Source organism: Pseudoalteromonas sp. Angola-7, from assembly GCF_028599255.1.
Classification (GTDB): Bacteria; Pseudomonadota; Gammaproteobacteria; order Enterobacterales; family Alteromonadaceae; genus Pseudoalteromonas; species Pseudoalteromonas atlantica.
Map to the genome: position 1 here is coordinate 1 of NZ_JAQREL010000069.1, position 255 is coordinate 255.

General features: G+C 49.4%; 1 rRNA gene. It reads right to left on the bottom strand.

Annotated elements, in window-relative coordinates:
* Window positions 1-255, bottom strand: a 23S ribosomal RNA gene (locus PSH50_RS21280); the annotation flags it as partial.

Genomic DNA, 255 nt, shown 5'->3' on the forward strand with positions numbered 1-255 from the left:
TTTGGGGTACGATTCGGTATAATCTGAAGCTTAGAGGCTTTTCCTGGAAGTATGGCATCAGCAACTTCACACCCTTGGGTGCTCGTCTCGTGTCTCAGCCTAACAGCAACCCGGATTTACCTAAGTCACTAGCCTACTCACTTTCACATGGACAACCATCGCCATGCTTGCTTAGCCTTCTCCGTCCCCCCATCGCAATTATACCAAGTACGGAAATATTAATCCGTTTCCCATCGACTACGCCTTTCGGCCTCG